This is a genomic window from Dyadobacter sp. HNCC25DJ186 (assembly GCF_056895235.1).
Genome location: NZ_JBXHAS010000002.1, coordinates 544,648 through 561,678, shown reverse-complemented (window position 1 = coordinate 561,678; position 17,031 = coordinate 544,648). Strand labels below are relative to the sequence as shown.

General features: G+C 40.6%; 16 protein-coding genes. 7 read left to right on the top strand and 9 right to left on the bottom strand.

All coding sequences use genetic code 11. The annotated features are described in order from the left end of the window. The first annotated feature begins 9 nt into the window (after positions 1-9). From AC1XUO_RS07315 to AC1XUO_RS07305, 3 genes are all read left to right on the top strand, one after another. A complete protein-coding gene (locus tag AC1XUO_RS07315) occupies positions 10-1,122 on the top strand; it encodes a T9SS type A sorting domain-containing protein (RefSeq protein ID WP_483329114.1) in 1,113 nt (370 codons plus the stop codon). Positions 1,123-1,134: 12 nt separating this feature from the next. Continuing rightward, complete coding sequence (locus AC1XUO_RS07310) at positions 1,135-1,662, top strand: hypothetical protein (RefSeq protein ID WP_483329113.1); 528 nt, start codon at positions 1,135-1,137, stop codon at positions 1,660-1,662. Positions 1,663-1,832: 170 nt separating this feature from the next. After that, a complete protein-coding gene (locus tag AC1XUO_RS07305; protein WP_483329112.1) occupies positions 1,833-4,307 on the top strand; it encodes a TonB-dependent receptor domain-containing protein in 2,475 nt (824 codons plus the stop codon). 300 nt (positions 4,308-4,607) lie between these two features. On the opposite strand, the gene AC1XUO_RS07300 is transcribed toward AC1XUO_RS07305, so the two are convergent. After that, positions 4,608-5,516, bottom strand: a complete 909-nt coding sequence (locus tag AC1XUO_RS07300; protein ID WP_483329111.1) for an alpha/beta fold hydrolase — start codon at positions 5,514-5,516, stop codon at positions 4,608-4,610. A 205-nt stretch (positions 5,517-5,721) separates the two neighbouring features. Here AC1XUO_RS07300 and epsC point away from each other — a divergent pair, with 205 nt between their 5' ends. Next, a complete protein-coding gene (gene epsC / locus AC1XUO_RS07295) occupies positions 5,722-6,555 on the top strand; it encodes a serine O-acetyltransferase EpsC (RefSeq protein ID WP_483329110.1) in 834 nt (277 codons plus the stop codon). Here epsC and AC1XUO_RS07290 read toward each other — a convergent pair. The 4 genes from AC1XUO_RS07290 to AC1XUO_RS07275 all read right to left on the bottom strand — a co-directional run bounded on the left by AC1XUO_RS07290 (position 6,548) and on the right by AC1XUO_RS07275 (position 11,515). Then, complete coding sequence (locus tag AC1XUO_RS07290; RefSeq protein WP_235150368.1) at positions 6,548-7,141, bottom strand: TetR/AcrR family transcriptional regulator; 594 nt, start codon at positions 7,139-7,141, stop codon at positions 6,548-6,550. The two genes, epsC and AC1XUO_RS07290, sit on opposite strands and share 8 nt — an antisense overlap. Before the next feature lie 213 nt (positions 7,142-7,354). Next, complete coding sequence (ppk1, locus tag AC1XUO_RS07285) at positions 7,355-9,454, bottom strand: polyphosphate kinase 1 (RefSeq protein WP_483329109.1); 2,100 nt, start codon at positions 9,452-9,454, stop codon at positions 7,355-7,357. 116 nt (positions 9,455-9,570) lie between these two features. Then, a complete protein-coding gene (gene pyrE, locus AC1XUO_RS07280; RefSeq protein ID WP_483329108.1) occupies positions 9,571-10,212 on the bottom strand; it encodes an orotate phosphoribosyltransferase in 642 nt (213 codons plus the stop codon). 1 nt (position 10,213) lies between these two features. Further along, on the bottom strand, positions 10,214-11,515 hold the full coding sequence (locus tag AC1XUO_RS07275; RefSeq protein WP_483329107.1) for a hemolysin family protein: 1,302 nt from the start codon (positions 11,513-11,515) through the stop codon (positions 10,214-10,216). A 101-nt stretch (positions 11,516-11,616) separates the two neighbouring features. On the opposite strand from AC1XUO_RS07275, the gene AC1XUO_RS07270 reads away from it, so the two are divergent. Together AC1XUO_RS07270 and AC1XUO_RS07265 are read left to right on the top strand one after the other, a co-directional pair. Continuing rightward, a complete protein-coding gene (locus tag AC1XUO_RS07270; protein ID WP_483329106.1) occupies positions 11,617-12,306 on the top strand; it encodes an NUDIX hydrolase in 690 nt (229 codons plus the stop codon). Between the two features lie 64 nt (positions 12,307-12,370). Beyond that, complete coding sequence (locus tag AC1XUO_RS07265) at positions 12,371-12,784, top strand: DUF983 domain-containing protein (protein WP_483329105.1); 414 nt, start codon at positions 12,371-12,373, stop codon at positions 12,782-12,784. Positions 12,785-12,833: 49 nt separating this feature from the next. Here AC1XUO_RS07265 and coaD read toward each other — a convergent pair whose 3' ends face one another. The 4 genes from coaD to AC1XUO_RS07245 form a co-directional block, all read right to left on the bottom strand. Beyond that, positions 12,834-13,328 (bottom strand): pantetheine-phosphate adenylyltransferase, encoded by a 495-nt coding sequence (gene coaD, locus AC1XUO_RS07260; protein WP_090335858.1) that lies wholly within the window; start codon positions 13,326-13,328, stop codon positions 12,834-12,836. 120 nt (positions 13,329-13,448) lie between these two features. Beyond that, entirely contained in the window at positions 13,449-14,354 is a 906-nt protein-coding gene (locus tag AC1XUO_RS07255) for a DUF3822 family protein (protein ID WP_483329104.1), read from the bottom strand. 42 nt (positions 14,355-14,396) lie between these two features. Next, on the bottom strand, positions 14,397-14,891 hold the full coding sequence (locus AC1XUO_RS07250; RefSeq protein ID WP_483329103.1) for an NUDIX domain-containing protein: 495 nt from the start codon (positions 14,889-14,891) through the stop codon (positions 14,397-14,399). A 126-nt stretch (positions 14,892-15,017) separates the two neighbouring features. Beyond that, a complete protein-coding gene (locus AC1XUO_RS07245) occupies positions 15,018-15,458 on the bottom strand; it encodes a CBS domain-containing protein (RefSeq protein WP_483329102.1) in 441 nt (146 codons plus the stop codon). A gap of 141 nt (positions 15,459-15,599) precedes the next feature. On the opposite strand from AC1XUO_RS07245, the gene AC1XUO_RS07240 reads away from it, so the two are divergent. Continuing rightward, positions 15,600-17,030, top strand: a complete 1,431-nt coding sequence (locus AC1XUO_RS07240) for an ATP-dependent DNA helicase (RefSeq protein WP_483329101.1) — start codon at positions 15,600-15,602, stop codon at positions 17,028-17,030. Position 17,031: the final 1 nt, after the last annotated feature.

Sequence of the window (17,031 nt, the reverse complement as noted above, 5' to 3'; positions counted from 1 at the left end):
CTGTTCTTTATGCAAACTTTTTACAGAGCACTTTTCTTTATACTCATATCAGCCTCTTTCGCTTCTGCAACGCATTTGTTGGGAGGTGAAATAAGGGCGACCAATCTGGCCGGACTTACTTACAGAATCTCTGCCCAGATTTATTTCGATGCACTTGGAGGCGGTCCGGCCACGGATTCTCAAAAAACAATTGAGATATGTTTTGGAGATGGTAGCACCGCAATTGCCAATCGCAGTAGTCTGACCGCTTTGACTAGTGAGTTTAAGGGAATTTCTGTGGGTGTTTATGAGGTCACGCACACCTACCCTTCTACCGGGCTTTTCCAGATTTCATCTGCAATTGATAACAGATCTATGGGAATCATCAATTACAATGATGATTCGACACCCATGTTTCTCTGGACGGTAATCAATACGCAGTTCTCGAACAGCACCCCGATCTTATCATCTCCCGTTACAACAGCCGGCGCAAAACAGATTTTGAAGATTGATCTGAAACCAACGATTTCAGATTCTGACAGTATATCCGCTCATTTACAAAAACTAAGTGCTCCCTCTCCCGGGACTTGTGGCGTACGGATGCTGGATGAAAAATATATATTCCCCAATGACGTGGTAAAAAAGGGGACTTTTTCCCTTGATCAGATTGACAAAAAATTAATCTGGAATGCGCCTGAGGCTTTGGGTACTTACATCTATGCGGTTGTCATCGATGAGTGGAGGGATGGAATTAAAATTTCTGAAACATACCGTGAAGGTATTATCACGGTAATCGAAAAAGATGGTCCAACAGTAGAGATTCCTGCTTATCAACCAGCGACAACAACCGGATTAATAGCTGGAAACCCCGACGGAGACTATTCTGAACTCACGCTTGCGCTAAGTGCTTATCCGGTTCCTACTCAGGATTATCTGACTGTAAAAGTGGAAAGCAAATACGCCACAACCTTAAAAATACAATTGATAAATCTTGAAGGGAGAGTTGTACAAGAAATTAACACAACTTCACCAACTGTCGAATGGAAAGACCAACTTGATCTTCGCCAGCTGACCAGCGGACTTTATATTATCAAAGCATCCGATGAAAATGGTAAGTTCGTAACAAGAAAGGTTGTGCGGTAAACCATTTGTAATTTGAAAACACCTCTCTCCATATTACTTCTCGGGTTACTCATCTTCAATACTTTGGGTTTTTCGATTTATAATATATGGGAGGCAGATAATCCCAGTTCAGGTGGCACATCACCGGGTACTGACGATATTGTCCTGAAAATCCCACTTCAACTGCCATACCTTACTGACTGGCAAAGCGCAGAACCTTCCGACGAGGAAATTCTCAGGGGCAACGAGTATTATAAAGTTATGTCCAAACAAATCTTCAATGACACGCTTTATGTCCATTGTCAATTCAGCCAAACATCCCGGGAACGTTTCTGGACGCTTGTCTCTACGTTTGAAGACGGTTTAAAAACCGACAACCATAGTCACAAAAGCGACTCCGTAAATCTTCTCAAAAATTTCCTGAAAGAATACATGGCCATTGGCCGTAAACATATCTTCTACTTTTTCGAGTGGAGCGAGCCTACACGCTTTGAATATATCGTATCCAGCGTGATATCGCCCCCTGGAAGTATTCAGTCTCCACCGCCGGATCTGGCCTAAATATCCTGTTGTACTAATTTTAAGAAGCCTGAACCTTCAGAACGGTTGCGTCATGTTATGCGCTGCCTATTAGGGCTTTTTCACCATTCTGGTATAATTCACTGGTTTGTTTTGCTTGAAAAATGGCAAAATGATCGTGCGTGATATCGTAAATCCCCATTTAATCAGTTATGTATTGTATATACGCTACTAAAATTAAAAGTAATATCCTCTCTCAGCTTGCCAGAACTGGACTATTCTCCTGTATACTTATCTTGCTTTCACTGACATTATCCTTTTCTCAAAACTCCATTTCAGGAAGAATTATCGGCACAAATGGTGCCGGAATTGAAGGGGTCAATATCCGTGTTATAGAAACAAAAAAAGGCACAAATACGGACAGTGAAGGCTTTTTTCAATTCAGTAATATTTCTTCAAACGATGAAACATTGAATATTTCTTCAATTGGTTTTCATTCTCAAAAAATAAATATCAGCTCATTCGCTGATCAGAAAAATTATCTGACAATAACCTTAAAGGAAGATATCCGCAGACTGGATGAAGTTGTTATTGAAGAAAAAAAGAACAGCATACAGGTTGAGCGCCTGCCCGACATGCATGATTTCCTGTTACCGGCTGGAAAGAAAAACGAGGTGATCCAGTTGGGAGGCGTTAATGCTAACATTTCCGAAAAAACAGCAAGACAAATTTTCGCAAAAATTCCGGGTGTTTTTGTATACGACATGGATGGAAGCGGTAATCAGATCAACATTTCCACACGTGGACTGGACCCGCACCGCTCCTGGGAATATAACATTCGGCAAAACGGAATCATCACAAATTCTGATATGTACGGCTACCCTGCCAGCCATTATAGCCCGGCGATGGAATCCATTGAACGAATCGAGCTGGTCCGGGGATCTGCATCTTTGCAATATGGGGCGCAGTTCGGAGGTATGATCAACTATGTAACCAAGCAGGCAGACACAACAAAGTCTTTCTCTTTTGAAACTGTCAATTCTGGCGGATCATTCGGACTTTTCAGCTCTTACAACGCAATAAGCGGCAAAGTTGGCAAACTGACCTACTCGGCCTATTACCAGAAGAGACACTCGGATGGATATAGAAAAAACTCCAAATCTGACGCTGAATCTCAGTTTGCTAGTTTGACCTATGAATTCAATAAGTCTCTCAAAATTAAGGCTGAGCTAGGCCGGTCATCCTATATTTATCAAATCCCCGGACCATTGACTGACGCAATGTTTGAGCAGGATTCCCGTCAGGCAACAAGATCAAGAAATTATTTCAACCCTGATATTTATATTCCTTCCGTTGTGGTGGACTGGAAAATCAGTCCAAATACCAAACTTCGTTTAACCAATTCCGGCGTTTACGGAACCCGGAATAGTGTAATGTTTGATGCATTCGCCAATATTCCCGATGCGATCGATCCGGCAACCAATCAGTATAAAACGAGGCAGGTTGATATTGACAATTTTAAAAGTTTCACTTCTGAGTTACGGCTCGTTCATCAATATAAAATTGCCGGTATGCCCAACTTTATCTCAGGTGGTATCCAATTGATGAAAAATAATCTGCGTCGCCGACAGTTGGGAAAAGGAACATCAGGAAATGATTTTGACCTGACTTTGACAGATCCTTTATGGGGAAGAGATTTGCAAATGAAAACAACCAATGTGGCCTTCTTCATCGAAAATCTCTTGTACATCACCCCGAAATTTACAGTATCGCCAGGATTTCGTATAGAAAGCGGCACCACTAATATGACCGGCACAATCACATATTATCAGCCGGAATCTCTTCCTAATAGTATCAAACATAAATTTCCGCTTTTCGGTATCAGTTCTCAATACAAACTATCCACAGAAAGTAAAATTTATGCAGGTTTTTCACAAGCATACAGGCCCGTCGTTTTCAAGGATATAATTCCTGGCTCTGTTTTGGAGCAAGTTGACAAAAACCTGAAAGATGCGACCGGATATAATTTAGAAGCAGGAATCAATGGCCGTTTAGGTCAGGTATTTTCTTATGATCTGAGTGTTTTTCAAATGCTGTACAAAAACAGAATGGGCACCTTGGCCCTGAATGATGACATGGGGAAAGCATATATCCTACGTACAAACACGGGAAATACCATGACAAAAGGGATTGAAGTATATGCAGAATATAAACCGATCACGAGCAGTGATCGAAAAAATTCAAAAACTGAGTTTTCCGTCTTTACTTCAACTTCATTTTTTGATGCGCACTATCTTAAAGGTAAGTCCATCGTAAATAATGAAAACGCGGATGTGAAAGGAAATAAATTGGAAGGAGTTCCAGCCTTGATCAGTAGAAATGGATTGCAATTAACTCATAATAAGTTGTTTGTCACACTTCAATATAGTTTTGTAAGCGAGCTGTATTCCGACGCACTTAATACTGTGGAGCCTTCCGTTAATGGTGCAAGAGGTAAGGTGCCGTCATATAGTATATGGGACTTTAATGGCACGTGGCGTGTTGCAAAAAGCTATACTGTCCGATTTGGTGTAAATAATTTTCTCAATAAAAAATATTATACAAAACGCCCTAACATGTATCCCGGACCTGGGATCTGGACATCCGATGGACGGAGCATTGTAATCTCCTTCGGAATCAAAATCTGACACGGAAAAATCCGTGTCAAAAATTGTCATCATAGGTTAATAATTCAGACAAACGGCTGGTCTTTGACTAGTCGTTTTCTTTTGTTATCTAAGATGCAAAAATATTCGCTCACTTGACCGATTTTTATCGCTTTGTAATCTAATTCAGAATTATTTAAAACTAGCAAAACAAAAAAGTGCAATTAAATTAATTTTGACTGGTCAATTCCCGAATCACCAGATTGCTTCGGTCAGTTTATTCCAGGCACTGATCTATACAGTTCAGAAACGTAAAGCGAAAAGAACTCAAATATATCCGGGTCAATTACCCTTTTCAAGGTCAATAGCAGAAATTTTTTCTTTAAAAAGCTGGCTTCTCAGCAGCATTTCTTTAATCATATCCAGATGCGTGTAGGTAATCATGTGACCTGCATTATTAAGAAAAATGTACTGCGCTTTCTTACTTTTAATATGTTTTTTAGCAAAGTCTATGTTCGTAGGATCGGCAATCCAATCGTTTCCTCCTTGTATGACTGTCGTGGGCAGCAATAGATTTTGCCATACGGGCAACAACTTTTTGAGCTCTTCCGAATGACTATATTTTTCGGCCGTCGCTGTGTTAAAGGCACCTGGTAAAAAAAGCTGTATAAGTGCGTTTCTTCCCCATTTTGAGAACCAATAGAATTTTTCTTTATCAGGATCAATTACCGGAGAAACCATGATAAGTTCCTTGACCTTTTCAGGAACCAATGTGACCATTTTCGCCGCAATCGGGGCGCCATACGACCGTCCGAGCACGATGACCTTTTGATCCGAGTGATTTAGTTCAAAAACTGGCAACAATGCTTTGGCTTGGGTAGCGATCGAAGTGACATATTTACGTTTCTTTTTCATTTTCAACGCAGATTTTCCATATCCTACTCTGTCAACGGAAACGATGTGAAAATGTTTTTGAAGATCTTCATCATCCATCAAATTCATATAACCCCACAATGAGCCTGGTGCGCCATGAATCAACAAAAGCATGGGTAACGTGTCCGCTCCTACACTGGCTACACATAAGGAAAGCGTGTCATTTTTTATGATCTTAATCTCGGGCTTAATTGCTTTTGACGCATAGTGTTTCCGCACCTGTTTTTCAGAGATCAGGTAACGGGAAAAACAGGATGTAAGAAGAACCGACAGAATTAAAATAATTAAGCCGGATCGAAAATGTTTAACACAAATCATAAGCTTCCGTAATGTTCCAAAGAATTTATACCTTCACGCTGGTATTTCATCTACGTTAAAAATTAGGCAAAAAACATTTTTACCACAATAAATTCAAAAGAATTAATCAAAATATAATTTTTATACAACATTTTTTGTTCAAGATATACTGTACAAAAATAATGCCGTCCTTTCTGAAAACGCAGTACCAATAAAATAAGGAGTAATGACAGACCACCAGCAAGAATTATTTTTTCAAAGACTGAATGAGCAAAATGTCAATTTTCAATACAAATTGCCATCTAGGCAGGATGCAGGACTTTTCATTCAACGGTTGATTAATTTTTTATTCCCTATCAGCCAGGATTGTCAGCAAAATGAGCGCGCAAAGGATATGCAAAGCGCATTTCTGGAATTGCGTAAAAGACTGGATTGTATGCTCACTCCTCTTATGCCGCAGCTTGAGCGAAATAAGGAAGAAATTATGGATACCGTTTTCGCAGGGATTCCCGAAATTTATGAAATGCTTTTGAAGGACGCCAAGTCAATTACCGAGAACGATCCGGCATCTGTAAGTATGGAAGAGGTGATTGCCCTGTATCCGGGTTTTTCGGCAATCGCGACTTATCGGGTGGCGCATAGTTTCGCTAAGTGTGGCATTCCTCTGTTGCCTAGAATGCTGACAGAATATGCCCACAGCCAGACCGGCATCGATATTCACCCTAATGCTGTCATTGGGCACTCATTCTTTATCGATCACGGAACAGGTATTGTCATCGGCGAAACAACACATATTGGCAACAATGTAAAATTGTATCAGGGAGTTACTTTGGGAGCAACACATGTTTCCAAATCACTGGCGTCAAAAAAACGGCATCCAACAATCGAAGATAATGTCGTGGTGTATGCCAATGCAACGATTTTGGGAGGAGATACCGTGATAGGACACGATTCAGTGATCGGCGGTAATGCCTGGCTAGTGCATGGCGTACCTCCGTATTCGATGGTTTATCACCAAAGCAAACTGGAAGTACGCCAGCAAACAACCTCTGCTACATAATACTTTTTATAAACCTTCTGACGCCCTCCATATAGATCGGTTCCGCCTGTGCGAAAGCGTATGATGGCTGGGTTGTCATGGTAATCGATACAAAACCATAGGTCAGGCACCACCACTCATAGTACGTTTTTGTAACAGCTTCTCCGGATTTTGGACGTAACACAGCGATCATTTCCCAAACGGGATTGTCCCGAATGTTCATCGCCTGAGAATACACGCGTTTAGAATCACAATAGGCGCCTTCAAGGTTAAACATAACCTGATATATTTCCGGATTTTGCACCGCAAACGCCCAAATAGAACGCGCAACCTCTGTGAGTTGCTTTTCCGGGTTTCTGAAATGACTTTTGATTTTTATGAATTCAGCCTGAAGGAAATCAAAACCTTCTACTCTGATCGCTTCAAGTAATTTATCCTTACTTTCAAAATATTCATACAAAATTGGCGGGCTATATTCAATAACCTCAGCGATTTTACGAATCGAAACGGCGGTCCACCCATCTTCGCGGGCTATTTCTTTGGCTGTTTTGACGATATCGGAACGTACCTGAGTTCTCAGCCGTTCTCTTCGCTCTACTATTCCCATATTTCGTATTCCTGTTTGTTATTTGAGATACAGTTGTATACTTTCAAATATAGTCATAACCTTCTTACATCTCAAGGACATTTTGGACTGATAAGAAGTCAAACACTGGTAAATTAGGAGCGGATTTTCAAAAAGTATAGCCTCATTAATTCAAAAACGCCATGTTGAATATACGTTTTCGATCTAAAATTTATTCTAAAAAACTCAAAATATTTATTCTGCCTTACGAACCGCTCCGTTTCTTTCAAGTCGCTCGGCCAGACGATAGTTGGCTTCCTGAGCCCGAACTTTCGGAGTCGCCGGATCGTATGGAATTCTCAAATTATTTTGATATAAATCCAGACGGACTGCTTTCTGATTGTCGTTCAAATAATTTTTCAGCACCTGTCGCATCTGCCCTTTAAGCACATCGTCGAGAATTGGGAAACAGACATCTATCCTGCGATGAAGATTGCGATAAGTCCAGTCGCATGAAGAAAGGAAAATCTCGTCATTTCCTCGGTTTCCAAAATGAAATATTCTGGTATTTTCCATGTAACGATCCACATGGCGACTTACCGTAATGTTATCACTAATCGAGGGAAGTCCGGGAATTACGCCACAGCTTTCGCTAATAATCACGTGAACCAAAACACCTGCCTTGCTTGCCTGATACAACTTATCAATCAAAGTATGGTCCTGAATCTGATTTAATTTGATGGTAATAAATGCTTTAAGCCCGGCATTTGAGTTTTTGATTTCCCTGTCTATCAGATCAACAAGCTTTTTCTGAATCGTGAACTGGGTCACTTGCAAAAAGTTGAAAGGGAGGTATTTATATTTTTTAGGTTCATCCTGCGTATAAAGATATCCAAACAACAATTCCAGTTCATTAGTAAGCTCGCGGTGGCTGGTCAGCAGGGCATGATCCACAAACTCACGGCTGGTTAATCTGTAAAAACCGCCCGTACCCAAATATGCATACCGCTCCCACCCTTTCTGAACACGGCGTTTTATCAGCGCCATCTTGGCATGAACCTTCAATCCCGGGACGCTGAAAATTATCTTCACACCGGCATCCCGCATTTTCCGGGACCATTGCATATTCTCATGTACGTCCAGTTTTGCGTTTAGTTCAACATAAGTTACCACACGCTTTCCATTCCTCGAAGCACTAATCAATGAGTTGAGAATAAATGAATTAGAACTGATTTTATACAACGAAACATGTATTTCTTTAACATAAGGATCAATCGCAGCTTCATTGAAAAGCCGAACGATGGGATCATACGAATGATAGGGTAAATGTAGAAGTTGATCAGCCCGCTGAATTGATTCAAAAACAGATTCCCTTTCTTCAAAATCAATATTCAGAATTGGCCTCTGGTATGGATAATCAAGCTTTTTTGAAAACGCAGGAAAATTTAAAAAATCCTGCATGTAAATATACTGCCCGCGTTCATGGAATTCGTTCATGAGCATCCCTGCTCGATGAGACAAATATTCCTTCATATACAGTGGCATACCTGATTCGTAAAAGAACTGCATCGGCTGCACAAAATTCCTTTTTTCAAGCTGCCTCAAAATCCGCTGAGCAGTGATCATCGGATACTCGTCTTCAATCGTCAGTTCTGTTTCTTTTTCAGAACGCAGAGCGTACGAATCAATCACCTCATATCCCGGAAATAAAACCTGCAGGTTTTCACGGATTATATCTTCAACAAAAGCCACATGCTTTTTTCCATCCAACTCGGGAAGCTCAATGAAACGTCCAAAAGGTTCCGTCGGAATATTGACAGTGGCATACCAGTCATCATCAGGATCCTCTCGTCTCACCAGCTGAATAACCAGATAAAGCTCTTTAGATTCAAAAAAAGTAATTTTAGAGTTCCTCCTTCCGTCCAGGAAAACAGGCTGCAAATACCGAAACAGCTTATCAATGAAAAACTTTTTGATAAAGGGCAGATGTTCCGGAGCGAACGACTCTTTAAAGTACAGGTGAATTCCCTGGTCGTTCAAAGCAGGTAAAATCCTGCTAACCAATATTTCGTTAAATTCTCTTAGCTGATTATCAACGGTTTCGTATACATGTTCTAAAAGTGATTCGGGATACACATTTAATTTTGAACGAATATCCTTGCTTACCTCGCCCATTGCAAGCAGATTCGGAATCCGTACCCGAAAAAATTCCTCAATCTGATACGAATACTGCCCCATAAATTTCAGCCGCTCACGGACGGGAACAGTGTCGTCGTTCGCTTCGATGAGTAGCCTGAAATTATTAGAAAGCCAGCTTAAATTAGTATCAAAATAGGGATAGGAAACATCAATCATGCAACAGCTCGAATTTTTTCTACAATATAATAAATGATTAAGTGATACAAAGAGCGAATGACAGAATGTTGGAATTTTCCATCATCCTGTCATTCGCAAGAGGATCACAAAATATCTTATTTACCCCACTGATCAGGTTGGATTCGCCATGCGCTCAAACTTTCAACCTGCTCCCGGGTAACGTAATCCAGTTCCACCGCAGCACTTATCAACGCGTCATAGTTGCTTAGTACGCTTAACTTAACGGCCTTTTCTTGAAAATTATTTTCAGCTATCTCGAACCCATAGGTAAAAATAGCCACCATCCCAGCGACTTCAATTCCTGCATTTCTAAGCGCATCAACAACTTTCAAAGAACTACCGCCTGTGGAAATCAGATCCTCTACGATAATTACGGACTGCCCTTTTTCCAATCTTCCCTCAATCTGGTTTCCCATGCCGTGTTTCTTCGGTTCGGGACGCACGTAAGCAAAGGGAAGTTCCAGAACGTCAGCGACCAAAGCCCCCTGAGCGATTCCGCCGGTGGCAACACCAACAACCGCATCCACATCCGGGTATTCTGACCTGATCAAATCAGCCAGCGCTTTCTTAATAAATGTACGCGTATCAGGAAAAGACAATGCCACACGATTGTCACAATAAATAGGTGATAACCAACCTGAGCTCCACTGAAATGGTTTATCAGGACTTAGTTTAATTGCTTGCGCCTCTAAAAGTAATTTTGCAACTCTGCTTGATATTGGGGTTTCCTCAGCCATTTTATTCGTCGGTATCTTCTTTCTTATTATTAGTAACCAGTAATTTATCAATTCTACTTTTATCCATGTCAATCACCTCAAAATCAAAATGCTTCCACTTAAATTTCTCACCGGTTTTTGGAATATTTTCAAGTACGTGAAGCACAAAGCCGCCCAGCGTATTGAAACCTATAAATTCTTTTCGATCCGCTTCCTGCATGTTCAGATCAAAATATTGAATAAAATCATCAAAAGGAAGCTGCGCGTCTATCAGGTAAGTTCCGTCGTCACGTTTAATAATTTCAGACTCTTCCTCATCCTCCTCGGAAATATTTCCAACCAGCGCATCCATGATATCATGCATCGTAACCACGCCGAGCAGTCCGCCATATTCATCCACGATAATCCCGAAATAAACTTTCTGCTCCTTGAATTTTTCCAACGCCTGATATGCACGGTTACTTTCTGGGAGATAAACCGGCTCGCGCAAAATATCTGTCAAATCAGCAAGTTTAGCTTCCAGATCCGTTGCGAGCAGATCTTTGATATAAATTAAACCGACAACATCATCCACCGTATCCCGGCAAACCGGATAAATTGAATGCCTGGATTCTAAAACTTTTGCCTTGTTTTCCTCAACCGTATCTTGCACATCAAGCCAGACAATTTCCTGGCGGTTCGTCATAAGCGAAGTAATTTTCCGGTCGCCGAGCTGAAAAACATTATGTACAATTTCCTGTTCAATTTCCTCGAACACACCGCCAGTCGTGCCTTCCTGGATAAGGCTTTTTATTTCTTCTTCCGTTACTGAATTTTCGCTTTGCTTAATATTCAATAATCGGATTATTAAATCACTTGAAAAACTCAGCAGCGAAATGAAAGGCGCAGTCGCCACCGAGATCAGGTTCATCGGACGAGCCATGAACTTTGAGATTGCCTCAGGATTAGCCATGCCAATTCTTTTCGGTACTAACTCACCCAATACAAGTGAAAGATAGGTAATCGCAACAAGCACAGTTCCGACTGCCAGGCTGTGGGCATACGGCTCCAGCAGTGGAATGTTTGTAATTATTTTTTCAAAGTCTGAGGTGATATTGTCACCACTGTACATACCCGTCAAAAGGCCGATTAATGTAATACCGATCTGAACCGTCGACAAAAATCTGTTTGGAGAATTTGCAAGATGAAGGGCAGCCTTTGCGCTAGAATCACCGTTGCGCGCTGCGGATTCGAGCCGGGATTTTCTTGATGATACCAGTGCTATCTCAGACATGGAGAAAATACCATTGAGAAGCACTAAAAGTAATATGATAAGGAGTTCCAAGAAATTATTATTTATTATTACTGCAAATTTATCAATAATAATCACTGTCTAAACTAAACTCTTTACTTAATTTTGCTCATCGACATCCGTACCCACAACAAATGACTATTTTTTTCGACGACCGTCCCTTCCGAATTGTACGGACAAATCAATTAACTGCGGCAGAAACCTCTGATTTTGATCACATTGTTGACCTGAGATTGGAGAAGCTTCAGCGGAGTATGCTCACAGGTCATGTTCTTTTTCTGAATGCAAATGCAACGACAGCTATTCAGGCAATTGGCTTACTTGAAAAAGAAATCCCGAAGCAGATGCTCTCGATTACGATGGCAACCCGCGAAAAGACTGAGGTGGAAGAAAAAGTAAAAGGTTTATATAAAGTCATTAAAGCAGCAGGAGGCGTTGTTGTGAAAGGTGATAAATGGCTTTTTATGTACCGCCGCAAAAAGTGGGATCTGCCAAAAGGTAAACTTGATAAAGGAGAAAACTCCAAAACTGCGGCCATTCGTGAAATAGAGGAAGAAACGGGTGTGAAAGCGCTTGTCCGCGATAAGATCTGCACGACCTGGCATACGTACACAATGAACAACAGCCGTATTCTGAAACGTACAAAATGGTATCTTTTCGACTGCCTGGATGATTCAAAGATGAGTCCGCAGGAAGAAGAGCAAATTGAAAAGCTTGAATGGTATACCCCAACAGAAGCTAAGTCCATCCTGATCAATTCATTCAGTTCGATCCGTTATGTGGTTGATCATTTGAAAAAAATTCAGAATCTGAAAGAGCAGTAAATCTTTGAGCTGCGCAAACCATTTGCGCAGCTCGATTTTTCAATTTTCACTAAGATTACATTCCATGTTTAAAGGCACGAAATTATATAGCATCTTCACAAATACATGTCCGAAATGCCAGACCGGTCGTTTCTTTCAGACAAACAACCCTTACAATCTCAAAAAATTCGATAAGCTGAATGACAAATGTGAGTATTGCAAGGAGTCATTCACAAGAGAACCAGGTTTTTACATTGGATCGATGTACGTCAGCTACGCGTTATCCGTAGGTCTGATGGTCGCTTTTTTTGTCGGTTTTGTCCTGATCCTGGACCTGGATATGTATTACGTATTGACAGGACTCGTGATATCCTACGTGATTCTGATCCCTGTGATGTTCCGGCTGGCGCGATTGATCTGGATTAATATTTTCGTGAAATATGATCCGGAAAAAGGCAGGGTTGCGAAAGAAGAGAAGAAATCTGTTACAGGAAAATAAATTCATTCAATAGCTCTAAACGACGTATTTTTGGCTATTGACAATACTATTAAAGTCCGGAATTTTTCAGCTCCCTAAGTTTATTTAATTCTGAAAGCGAATAGGGCAAAAAATCATCCACTCCCTGTCCATATCGATGTAGATCACGAATTATACTCGAACTGATCGGAGCAAGGTTAGGCGATGTTATTAAAAATACCGTCTCGATTTCTTCGTATACGAAACGGTTAACCTGAGCAATACCATTTTCATATTCAAAATCAGTCGTATTTCTCAACCCCCTCAGTAAAAATTTCGCACCTATTTCCCGCGCGATTCTAGCGGTAAGATCATTGTAGGTGATCACACGGACATTCTCTTCTTTCTCAAATGTCTTTTCGATCAACTCCTTCATTACATCCAGAGGAAAATAGCGTTGCTTACTGGAATTGTTTCCAATACCAACAACAACTTCATCAAAAAGTCTTAATCCTCTTAAAATAATATCTTCATGTCCTTTGGTAAAAGGATCAAAAGAACCCGGAAATAACGCTATTCGCTTCATAAAATTATAAGTACAGGAGAGCTACTGAATTTCTCAGTAATAATACCTAAATAAGTAAAATGAAAAACCGAAATCAGTCATTCTATTCACATTTTATGTATTAAAACAATGTGTGTTTAATTAAGACGACACCAGATAAGTATTAAACAGGCCGAAATAACGATGACCTGGAATATCCCCACAATGCGTGCTATATTTTAGCGTCGTTGGCCCATTGCCAATTTCAATATTGGGGAAAAACTTATTCAATTCCTCAAAAGATTCTGATGTGGGATTGACTTCTCCATAACAAAGAACTTTCATTTCTTCGGGAAGATAATTCAGTTCGTTAAGCGTAAAAAGTACGATGTATGCAAGTTCCTGCGGTTGGGAATATTTAAACCTGTTGCACAAGATAAGCTGCTGACTTTCGGTGACTATCAACGTAAAATACCCTTTTTCCAGATAAACAGATACCATTTTCAATTCCTGGTGTTCGGCGTGACTTACCAGCGCACCAATTATTAATGGACTTGTCAAGTGGTAAAACGATATATCTGACGATTCGAAGTGCATCGCCATCCAATCATACCAAACTTTCGGAATGCTGAAAACATTATTCGCGTGAACCAGGGGAATTTCGTGATATAACACGCGTTCCTCCTTGTCAACCGGATGCCCCAAAGCAAATTCCAGATAACTCGGAGCCGAATCTTTTTCAAAAATCAGCGTCGGTATTAAACTAAATGCGTGAGAATTAATTGATACCCGGACATTTTTCCAATGATTCGATGACCACAGCAAATGCCCTGTAAAAATCTTTTTTAATCTTTCAAAAACTTCATCCTGAGTCAGTACGACATCAAAGTTATAATCTTCCAGCCAGATACATTCCATCTTTTCATCCCGGACGATACAAAAACGTATGCGTCGCTCATCCACTTCAATGCATAACGTACAAAACGGTATTGCATCTGCATCAAATGAATTATCCCCCACTAAAAGTGTAGGAATTACTTCAATTGCCTGGTTTTCAATTTGTGCCACAATCTGATTTTAAGTGATTCTTAATAAATTTTATGCTTGTTTTCAATCCTGATTATTTATATATCCTTGCAATAAAAGAAGATCATTCAGGGTTTCGCATTTTTGAAATACATTATGCACTTGATTTTCGGGAAGTTGCTTTATTTCCTTCATAGTCAGGTAACGGACTTCCTGAAGAATCTGGTTTTCAGCCGAAAACTCGGGATCAAAGCCTTTCGCCATAAATCCTGAAACAATTTCCACCTTGAAGAAAATCTCAACCGCATGTAAAGGTGGAAGAATAAATTCATTTACAAAAAGCATCCGACCAACTTCTACTTCCAATCCGGTCTCTTCCGAAAATTCGCGGACAAGCGCAGCAGGAGCATTTTCTCCAAAATCCATTCCACCTCCGGGAGGACTCCAAAATGTATTTTCGGAGCCAACAGAAGTGTGTCGAACCAGTAAGATTTGATCGTCTTGTATACAGATCCCACAAACGCGTACACGCAGTCTGTTTCCGTATAAGTTTTGTAATGCTTGTTTTCCCGCTTCCAATTCAAATTATCATTGCAGCAACAAATATAAGGAACCTGTCAAGTTTGACAAGTTTATAGTTTGTAAGCAATAAGGTCTCCTCTCCCAAACCATTGCCCGGGATTAGACTTTTGCAATAATATTTGATCAAGCGTATGGGGTACCAGAAATATAACCTTCAAGGGATTTGATGTGAGCTTTCTGCTCGCGAATAATGGCAGAAACGATATCATTAATAGATATAATTCCTACAAGCTCGCCTTTTCTGTTAACGGGTAAATGGCGGATATGCTTATCAGACATAATCTGCATACAATCTTCAATTTTCTGGTCCGTTTCGACGGTAATTACTTTGTCGGTCATTACATCTCCAATCAGTGTATCACGGGAGGCCCGGCCCATCAGGATTACTTTTCGCGCGTAATCACGTTCAGAAAATATACCGATCAGTTCTCCATCTTCAATAACCAGGACAGCACCGATATTTTTTTCGGCCATAAGCTCCAATGCCTGGAAAACGGTTGTCTCTTTTGTGATTGAGAAAATAGCATCGATGGACTTGTTGGCGAGCACTTGATATACTTGCATAGATCTACAGGTTAGGATGAAAAGATGAACTCGAAAACTAATATAAGAATTTACTAAGAAAAAGTCCAATAAAATCAAAGTATATTTTTGTTACTGGCGGTCGACTTTGATATTCCCTTTCCATCGCGTAGTTTCGCGATTATGGAAGCGAATCAAATGTTACCGTCCCAGAGACTAGTTAAAAAATTTCCGTTCAGACCTACTAAAGGACAACTTCGTTTCTTTTCAAAAACGGACGATTTTTTAATTGAAGAATCTGGTTTGGAACGTTATCGTGACTGCTTTTTATTAAAAGGTTATGCCGGAACCGGTAAAACGACCATTGTTAGCACCTTGATCCAGGTATTGAAGAATTATGGATTAAAATCGGTTTTGCTCGCTCCAACCGGACGAGCTGCAAAAGTAATGTCCAATTATTCGGAAAAAATTGCACTGACGATCCATAAAAAAATTTACAAACAAACCGCAGATTCCTTCTCAGGAAGCCTGGCTTTTCAGAGGCAAAAAAATTATCACGACAATACACTTTTTATTATTGATGAAGCTTCGATGATCAGTGATGAGGCGGATTATGGCAATCGAAGCCTTTTGGCCGATCTGATTGAGTTCGTTTTCGAAAACCCGGGCAATAAGCTGATGCTGATCGGTGATATGGCCCAGCTGCCTCCGGTCGGAAAGGCGTTAAGTCCCGCGTTGGACAAGGCTTATCTGGAGAAAAATTTTTACATGTCAGTGTTTGAAGAGGAATTGACGGAAGTTATGCGCCAGGACGAGCAATCGGGTATCCTGTACAACGCCACAGAATTACGTGATCAGTTGAAAAATGAAAAGCCGGACATCCAAATTACGACGAAATCGTACCGCGATACATTCCGGATGACAGGTGAAAAACTGGAAGAAGGACTTCGTTATGCTTTTGATAAACACGGACAGGAAAACACGATTATTTTAACGCGTTCCAATAAATCAGCTGTTCAGTACAATGAATATATACGTCGGCAAATTAATTTTTCAGAGGAAGAGCTCGACGCAGGTGACCGGCTAATGGTTGTACGGAATAATTACTCGGTACTTGATGAAGATTCACCCGCCGGGTTTATCGCTAACGGCGATTTCGTCGAACTTCTTAAAATTAAAAAAACTCAGGAAATACACGGGTTCCGATTCGCGGACGTTGTATTGCGTCTGACGGATTACGACAAACAGCCCGAGTTTGAAGCGAAAATTATGCTTGACACGCTTCATTCGGCTTCCCCTGCCCTATCTTCCGAGGATAACCGAAAACTTTATGAAAGTGTTTTGGAGGATTATTTGGATATTAAATCTAAAAAGGAGCGCTCAGAAGCACTCAGGAAAGACCCTTATCTGAATGCTTTGCAGGTTAAGTTCGCATACGCCCTCACCTGCCACAAAGCCCAGGGTGGCCAGTGGAGCGCGGTTTTTATTGACCAGGGTTACCTTCCTGAAGAACAAATCAATAGCGAATTTATTCGTTGGTTATATACTGCCATCACACGAGCTACCGATGAGGTTTTTTTAATGAATTTCCATTCCTATTTCTTCAAAAGTTAAG